The following is a 4,953-nucleotide window of genomic DNA, read 5'->3' on the forward strand; positions in this document are numbered from 1 at the left end:
GCCGGGCTGGGCGCGCAGTGGTGAGGGCGCCCGGTCGAAGGAGCGCACCGAATAGCCCTGGTCGAGCAGGGTGGTCACCAGGTTGGCGCCGACGAAGCCCGAGCCGCCGGTGACGAGCACGCGGCCCAGCTGGGCGGTCGGCGGTGTTCCAGAATTCTCAGCCATGCCGCCGAGAATAACTGAAACGTGTTCCAGTTTCGAATAAACGCCCGAGAAATAGTTGCGATGTCAAGAATCGCCGGACTCGCCGGCAGCCAACGCATCGGCCACGCGCTTACGGGCTCCAGCTAAGTGCTCCTCGCACCGTTTAGCCAGCTGTTCGCCTCTTTCCCATAATTCCAGCGATGCATCGAGGTCGAGTCCACCCAGTTCGAGAAGCCGCACCACTTCGATCAGCTCGTCGCGGCATTTTTCATACCCGAGCTGACTAACAGGTGTAGCTTCCTCACTCGCCATCGGCCGGCCCCTCACTTGTCGCCGCGATCGCGCCGTCGCCGACCCGCACTCGTAGTGTGGTCCCTGCTGGGGCGCCCTCGACGGACCGCAACACCGCGGCGGAACCCGCGGCACCAACCGTCTGCACCACGGCGTAGCCGCGTGCAAGCGTGGCCGCCGGGCCAAGCGTCGCCAGCCGGGCCGACAAATGGCCGACGCGTTCGGCTTGGACGTCGATCAGTCGGGCGATGTCCCGGCGGACCGCGGAACGGGCGCGATGGATCTCATCGGCGCGCACCGCCAGCGCGGCCAACGGTTCGGCCAGCACCGGCCGGTTGCGCAACTGCGCGAGCACGCGTTCTTCGCGGCCTACCCAGTTGCGCAGCGCCTGGGCGCTGCGCCGACGCAGGTCGTTGATCAAATGCTGCTCGGCAGCGGTGTCCGGGACGACTTTCTTGGCGGCATCGGTGGGGGTGGCGGCGCGCAGGTCGGCGACCAGGTCGCACAGCGGATTGTCGGGCTCGTGACCGACCGCGCTGACCACCGGAGTGCGGCACGCGGCGATCGCGCGACACAAGGTCTCGTCGGAGAATGGCAGCAGGTCCTCCACGCTGCCACCGCCGCGGGCCAGCACGATGACGTCCACGCACGCGTCGGAGTCCAACTCCCGCAAGGCCGTAACGATCTGCGCAACGGCGGTGGGGCCCTGGACCGCAGTGTTGCGAACCGCGAACCTGACCGCGGGCCAGCGGTTAGCGGCCACCGTTGTCACGTCGTGCTCGGCAGCGCTGGCCCGGCCAGTGATCAAGCCGATTGTGTTGGGCAGAAACGGGATCGGCCGTTTAAGTCGGGAATCGAAAAGGCCTTCGGCGGCCAGCAGTTGGCGGAGTCGCTCGATCCGAGCCAATAGCTCACCGATGCCGACTGCGCGTATTTCGCTGAGCCGCAACGTGAGTGTGCCTCGGCCGGTAAAGAAGTTCGGTTTGCCGCACACCACCACCTGCACACCTTCGACGAGCTTGACCGGCGCATTGTCGATCAAGTTGCGCGGCGCGGTCACGGTCAGCGACATGTCGGCGGCCGGATCGCGCAGCACCATGAACACCGTCTTGGCGCCCGGCCGGATGTTGATCTGGGTCAGCTGGCCTTCAACCCAGACCGCGCCTAATTTATCGATCCAGCTGGCGATCCGGATGGCGACCGCGCGAACCGGAAACGGGTTCTCGGCGGAATTCGCCGACCCGGCCGGCGTATTGGCGTTGCTGACGGGGTTGGCGCTCACTTCGCAGTCGCGCGGGTGATCCTGTTGGCCAGCAGTGTCTGGAACGGCGCGCGCCCTTTGGTGGCGTCCTCGTAGGCCAGCAGCGCTTCGAGCTCGTCGACGTCGAGTGATTGCAGCCGGGCCCGCAGCTGGGCCAGAGTCAGCTGTTCGTAGTCAAGCTCCTCGACCACCGCGGGCGCAGACACCGTCTGCTTGGCCGGCTTGACGGCAGTTCGCGTCGGGGAGTCAGCGGGCTCCGAGTACAGCGCGAACCGGCCTTCGGTGCGGCGCTCGACGTCGGAAGCGGCCCCGTCGTCGCTCTCGTCGGGCAGATCCTCGTCGAACGTCGCCCACTCCGGCTGCTCGTCCTTGGGCGGAAAGATTTGCTCCAACGTGGCGTCGCCCTTGATCACCAGCTCGGCCAGGTTCTGCTGAAACCGCATTACGACGTGCGCGGCAGTGCTGGCCAGTGTCATCGGATACATCAGGATGGTCTTCGGCAGCCTGATCGTCTCCTCGACGGCGAACGTCGCGGCGCCCACCAGCAGCCGAACCCCATACGGTGCAGTAGCCATGCGGTCAAGACTGCCTTAACCGGCGGACAACTCCAAGCTGAGCGCGCGAGTTGGCGAGGGCGAGACCGCAGAAAGTACCCTGGTGGGCATGCCGCCGACCGTGAACATGGGCCCACATATAGGGATGAGGGCGGGCGCCACCGCATCGGTGGCCGAATCGGTGACGGGCAAGCGGGTGCTGCTGGCCGAGCCGCGCGGCTACTGCGCAGGCGTCGACCGTGCCGTCGAGACCGTCGAGCGGGCGTTGGAGAAGCACGGCCCGCCGGTCTACGTCCGGCATGAGATCGTGCACAACCGCCACGTGGTGGAGACGCTGGCCAAGGCCGGTGCGATCTTCGTCGACGAGACCGACGAGGTTCCCGAGGGCGCCATCGTGGTGTTCTCCGCTCACGGCGTCGCGCCGACCGTGCACACGTCGGCCGCCGAGCGGAAGCTGCAAGTCATCGACGCCACCTGCCCGCTGGTCACCAAGGTGCACAACGAAGCCAAGCGCTTCGCCCGCGACGACTACGACATCCTTCTGATCGGTCACGACGGGCATGAGGAGGTCATCGGCACCGCCGGTGAAGCCCCCGACCACGTCCAGCTGGTCGACGGGCCCGGCGCGGTCGACGGCGTGACGGTTCGCGACGAGGACAAGGTGATCTGGTTGTCGCAGACCACGCTGTCCGTCGACGAGACGATGGAGACCGTGCAGCGGCTGCGGGCACGCTTTCCGAAACTGCAGGATCCGCCCAGCGACGACATCTGCTACGCGACGCAGAATCGCCAGGTCGCGGTAAAGGCGATGGCGCCCGAGTGCCAGCTGGTGATCGTCGTCGGGTCGCGCAACTCGTCGAACTCGGTGCGGTTGGTTGAGGTCGCGTTGGGCGCTGGATCGGCGGCCGGCCACCTGGTCGACTACGCCGAGGACATCGACCCCGCCTGGCTGGAAGGTGTCACCACGGTCGGGGTGACATCCGGGGCATCGGTGCCCGAGGTGCTGGTGCGCGGCGTGCTGGAGCGGTTGGCCGAGCACGGCTATGGCGTGGTGCAGCCCGTGACGACGGCCAACGAGACGTTGGTGTTCGCGCTGCCGCGAGAGATCAGGCCGGCGCGCGGCGGTTGATGCGTTAACGCGATCATCGACGCATTTTGACCTGCACGGATGGCCGCAGGTAAGCTCCTCCGTTGGCGTGCGGTACGCCGGGACTCGGGTCAACGTCGGTCGCCGAGGACATCCCGTCCGCAACCGCCTGACCGGCACCCGGGTCACCGGGATCCACCCGAGAGAAGAAGGTAAGCGCTGTGTCCACATACGCGCCTAAGGCGGGTGACACCACGCGGACGTGGTACGTCATCGACGCCCAGGACGTGGTGCTCGGTCGCCTTGCTGTCGCGGCAGCCAACCTGCTGCGCGGCAAGAACAAGCCGACATTCACCCCCAATGTCGACGGCGGTGACTTCGTCATCATCGTCAACGCTGACAAGGTCGCCCTGAGCGGCGACAAACTGCACAAGAAGCTGGCCTACCGCCACTCGGGTTATCCCGGCGGGCTGAAGAGCCGCACGATCGGCGAGCTGATGGAGAAGCACCCCGACCGTGTGGTGGAGAAGGCGATCGTCGGCATGATTCCCAAGAACAAGCTCGGCCGTCAGATCAAGCGCAAGCTGCATGTCTACGCCGGACCGCAGCACCCGCACACCGCTCAGCAGCCGGTTACGTACGAGATCAAGCAGGTGGCCCAATAATGACTGAGACCGCAGGAACTGAGACGGCAGGAACTGACACCTCAGGAACTGAGACCGCAGGAACCGAGACCGAGGTGGTGGTCGAAGAAGCCGTCGAGACCGCCGAGGCCGCTGCACCGGCCCCGCGGGCGGACGACTTCGTTATCGAGCGCCCGATCCAGACCGTCGGCCGCCGCAAGGAGGCTGTGGTACGGGTGCGTCTGGTGCCCGGTAGCGGCAAGTTCGACCTCGACGGCCGCTCCCTGGAGGCCTACTTCCCGAACAAAGTGCACCAGCAGCTGATCAAGGCGCCGCTGGTGACCGTGGACCGGGTGGAGAGCTTCGACATCTTCGCTCACCTGGACGGTGGCGGACCGTCCGGTCAGGCCGGCGCGCTACGCCTGGCAATTGCCCGGGCATTGATCGTGGTCGCGCCCGACGATCGGCCCGCGCTGAAGAAGGCCGGCTTCCTGACGCGTGACCCGCGGGCCACTGAGCGCAAGAAGTACGGCCTGAAGAAGGCCCGTAAGGCGCCGCAGTACAGCAAGCGCTGATCCAGGCGGCGATCACGGCCGCGTACCGGTTGGGTGGCACTCAGGCGAATCCTCATGTCGTGTGTGTGCGCGGTCACCAACTGTGAGAGGTTTGACCGCATGGGTCGACTATTCGGCACTGACGGCGTCCGCGGGGTCGCCAATCGCGAGCTCACTGCCGAGCTCGCGTTGGCCCTCGGCGCCGCCGCCGCACGCCGTCTGACCAGGGCGGGAAGTGGACGTCGCCGCGTAGCGGTTATCGGTCGCGATCCCCGGGCCAGCGGCGAGATGCTGGAAGCCGCGGTGATCGCCGGCCTGACCAGCGAGGGCGTCGACGCGCTGCGGGCCGGTGTGCTGCCGACCCCGGCGGTCGCCTACCTGACCCACGCCTACGACGCCGATTTCGGGGTGATGATCTCCGCGTCGCACAACCCGATGC

The 4,953-nt window shown here is 66.9% G+C and carries 7 protein-coding genes and 1 pseudogene; 4 read left to right on the top strand and 4 right to left on the bottom strand.

Translation table 11 applies throughout. The features are described 5' to 3' along the window. From WAO18_RS17615 to WAO18_RS17630, 4 genes are all read right to left on the bottom strand, one after another. The coding region (locus tag WAO18_RS17615) for an NAD-dependent epimerase/dehydratase family protein (RefSeq protein ID WP_422207526.1) at window positions 1-165 on the bottom strand (165 nt) is incomplete at its 3' end. 63 nt (window positions 166-228) lie between these two features. Beyond that, complete coding sequence (locus tag WAO18_RS17620; RefSeq protein ID WP_422207520.1) at window positions 229-456, bottom strand: exodeoxyribonuclease VII small subunit; 228 nt, start codon at window positions 454-456, stop codon at window positions 229-231. Beyond that, the gene (gene xseA, locus WAO18_RS17625) at window positions 446-1,717 is read right to left on the bottom strand and encodes an exodeoxyribonuclease VII large subunit (protein WP_422207521.1); all 1,272 of its coding nucleotides are present in this window, start codon (window positions 1,715-1,717) and stop codon (window positions 446-448) included. The genes WAO18_RS17620 and xseA overlap by 11 nt, the downstream gene beginning before the upstream one ends. Beyond that, on the bottom strand, window positions 1,714-2,271 hold the full coding sequence (locus WAO18_RS17630; RefSeq protein ID WP_422207522.1) for a lipid droplet-associated protein: 558 nt from the start codon (window positions 2,269-2,271) through the stop codon (window positions 1,714-1,716). Before WAO18_RS17630 ends, xseA begins: the two co-directional genes overlap by 4 nt. A gap of 88 nt (window positions 2,272-2,359) precedes the next feature. Between WAO18_RS17630 and WAO18_RS17635 the strand changes: the two genes are divergently transcribed. The 4 genes and pseudogenes from WAO18_RS17635 to WAO18_RS17650 all read left to right on the top strand — a co-directional run. Then, a complete protein-coding gene (locus WAO18_RS17635; protein ID WP_422207523.1) occupies window positions 2,360-3,379 on the top strand; it encodes a 4-hydroxy-3-methylbut-2-enyl diphosphate reductase in 1,020 nt (339 codons plus the stop codon). 179 nt (window positions 3,380-3,558) lie between these two features. Beyond that, complete coding sequence (gene rplM / locus WAO18_RS17640; RefSeq protein ID WP_422207524.1) at window positions 3,559-4,002, top strand: 50S ribosomal protein L13; 444 nt, start codon at window positions 3,559-3,561, stop codon at window positions 4,000-4,002. Continuing rightward, window positions 4,002-4,535 (top strand): 30S ribosomal protein S9, encoded by a 534-nt coding sequence (gene rpsI, locus WAO18_RS17645; RefSeq protein WP_422207525.1) that lies wholly within the window; start codon window positions 4,002-4,004, stop codon window positions 4,533-4,535. Before rplM ends, rpsI begins: the two co-directional genes overlap by 1 nt. A gap of 99 nt (window positions 4,536-4,634) precedes the next feature. After that, window positions 4,635-4,953, top strand: a pseudogene (locus WAO18_RS17650) (phosphoglucosamine mutase); the annotation flags it as partial.

Origin of the sequence: Mycobacterium sp. (genome assembly GCF_049278535.1) — a bacterium.
GTDB lineage: Bacteria > Actinomycetota > Actinomycetes > Mycobacteriales > Mycobacteriaceae > Mycobacterium.

What these genes read in the sequence shown, in the direction of transcription:
- WAO18_RS17630 (WP_422207522.1), bottom strand. Translation starts at nt 2,271, where the DNA reads ATGGCTACTGCACCGTATGGGGTTCGGCTGCTGGTGGGCGCCGCGACG.
- WAO18_RS17620 (WP_422207520.1), bottom strand. Translation starts at nt 456, where the DNA reads ATGGCGAGTGAGGAAGCTACACCTGTTAGTCAGCTCGGGTATGAAAAA.
- WAO18_RS17635 (WP_422207523.1), top strand. Translation starts at nt 2,360, where the DNA reads ATGCCGCCGACCGTGAACATGGGCCCACATATAGGGATGAGGGCGGGC.
- rpsI (WP_422207525.1), top strand. Translation starts at nt 4,002, where the DNA reads ATGACTGAGACCGCAGGAACTGAGACGGCAGGAACTGACACCTCAGGA.